The 1912-nt window shown below is 34.9% G+C and carries 1 protein-coding gene and 1 pseudogene; one reads left to right on the top strand and one right to left on the bottom strand.

Annotated elements, in window-relative coordinates:
* Positions 1–270 precede the first annotated feature (270 nt).
* Positions 271–1281, top strand: coding sequence for a hypothetical protein (locus CWB66_RS18725; protein ID WP_138586550.1), 1011 nt, complete (start codon positions 271–273; stop codon positions 1279–1281).
* A 117-nt stretch (positions 1282–1398) separates the two neighbouring features.
* Here CWB66_RS18725 and CWB66_RS22770 read toward each other — a convergent pair.
* Positions 1399–1732: pseudogene (locus CWB66_RS22770) on the bottom strand (transposase); the annotation flags it as partial.
* Between the last annotated feature and the right edge of the window lie 180 nt (positions 1733–1912).

Below are 1912 nucleotides of genomic sequence, written 5' to 3'. Positions count from 1 at the left end.
GAAGTTATCCCCGCAATTATTGGTGTAGTGCTGTTAGTAAGCACCTGTAGCCACTTTAAACTCATTACTATCAGATTCATCGCAGTTAGCGCTGATAATAGCTGCTGGAGATAGATTTATTATCCAGAGTTCAGGTTACTTAGTCATTTCTGTAACTTAAGCACATTGGATCAGAATACTTCAAATAGCTCACACTGGAGATACGCTTTTTTTTGCAAATTTAATTTGAGGTTCTATGATTTAGTAATAGCATAGAAAAGGATTTTAAAAATGAAACATTCCTCATTACTAATTTGTATATTTTCTCTAGTTCTAAGCGCATGCACTAGCCACAAATTAAATCAGAATAAGTACATTACTGAAGAGCATATTCGAAAAGTTAAGAAGGTAAGTCTAGATGATGAGGACACTTCTTATACAGCCTATGAAGCTGCTATTGAGCCGGATGCCACCAGTGATAATTTCAAGGATTTTGTAGCTCAGGGTATTTTGCTAACTAGAGCAAATTGTTTAAATACATTACATAATACAGTGTATAGCAATAAAAATAATAGATGGATAAAGGATCAATTTTTAATCGGTACAGTATTAGCGTCCGGATTGATGGCAATAAATGGTGCATCAGCAAGTTCATTTGAGAAGTTGGCATTAGGAACAAGTTTTTTAGTAAGTTCGACAGAGTTGTATAATAATTATTATTTGTTGGGCCCAGATTCAAGCATTGTAATAGAACTTGTTGAAAAAGCACTGAAATCTCAACAAAACTTCGCTTTAAGTGAGGATCCAACGAGCTTTATAGAAGCGGCGCGTTTAATCTTGGATTATTCTTATGTTTGTTCATCAGCAAAGATTGATCAACTTGTTCAAGAGTCATTAAAATTCGCAAAAATTAAGGCAGTTAATAGTAAGTCATATACAGAAAGTCTTTTAAATGATGTGCGAATGGTATCTGGGTTAGATACTTTAACGATAAAACAACTTGATGCACTTTATTATATGGTCACGGAAGGGCCCAATACATTGAGTTCAGAAAAAATTAAGAATTTATTTAATGACACTCAAAAGGGTAAAATTCTAAACAAATTTAATCAAGTCCAATCAGTATTCGTAAATTTACCAAAGGATATTCAAAAAGCGCTTAATTCACGCTCTGTTTATTGGAAAGAACCAAAGAAAATCCCTAAAGGCGCAGGAATGGTTCCTAGTATTGAATATATACCACTTGATTTACCTAATAAAGTGGCTGGCTCAACGATTGTATCTATTGAAGGTAACAACTGATTTAGAAATAACAATGACACCCATCCTAAATATTGTGCTGAAGTTAAAAAGCTTTTACGAGATATAGGGTTTTGGTCGGATAGATTCGTCGTTAATATTTGTACCACTCCCACTACAATAGTAATTGTTACTTTTTACATCCAGTATTCGGCACATTATCGCCACAGACCAGATCTTCTTGTATTGGGTTATGAACGAATATTTCACGCTCCATTTCTAGGCGTTTCACTTGCGATTTTAGCTCTCTGATCTCTTCTTACTCAGGGGTTAAATTACCGTTCCCTCTAAAAGCCTGCCCATCATCATATTCAGCTTCTTTTATCCACCGACCAAGCATGTTGGGATTTACCCCTAAATTACTAGAGGCTTTGGCTTGAGAGTAGTTTTGCTCAACAACTAATGCTATAGCATCAAGTTTAAATTCTTTGGAATACTTTTTACGTTTTGTCATTATCGATCTCTAGTTAACCTGAACTCTGGTTAAGAGGTTTACTAACACATTGAATTATGGTGATATTTAAGTTTATTTTCTTTAGCTAGAGGTTTTCAGTGAAAACAAGGCGAATTTACGCGTCAATAGCTGGCCTATTGCAAGTAAATTCAACGCAGTTAGCGCTGATAATCGCTGCTT

Origin of the sequence: Pseudoalteromonas sp. S558 (assembly GCF_005886635.1) — a bacterium.
Classification (GTDB): Bacteria; Pseudomonadota; Gammaproteobacteria; order Enterobacterales; family Alteromonadaceae; genus Pseudoalteromonas; species Pseudoalteromonas aliena.
This window is presented reverse-complemented; position numbering and strand designations above follow the sequence as displayed.

Excerpts from the sequence above, each read along its gene's own strand:
- CWB66_RS18725 (WP_138586550.1), top strand. The coding sequence starts at position 271 with ATGAAACATTCCTCATTACTAATTTGTATATTTTCTCTAGTTCTAAGC.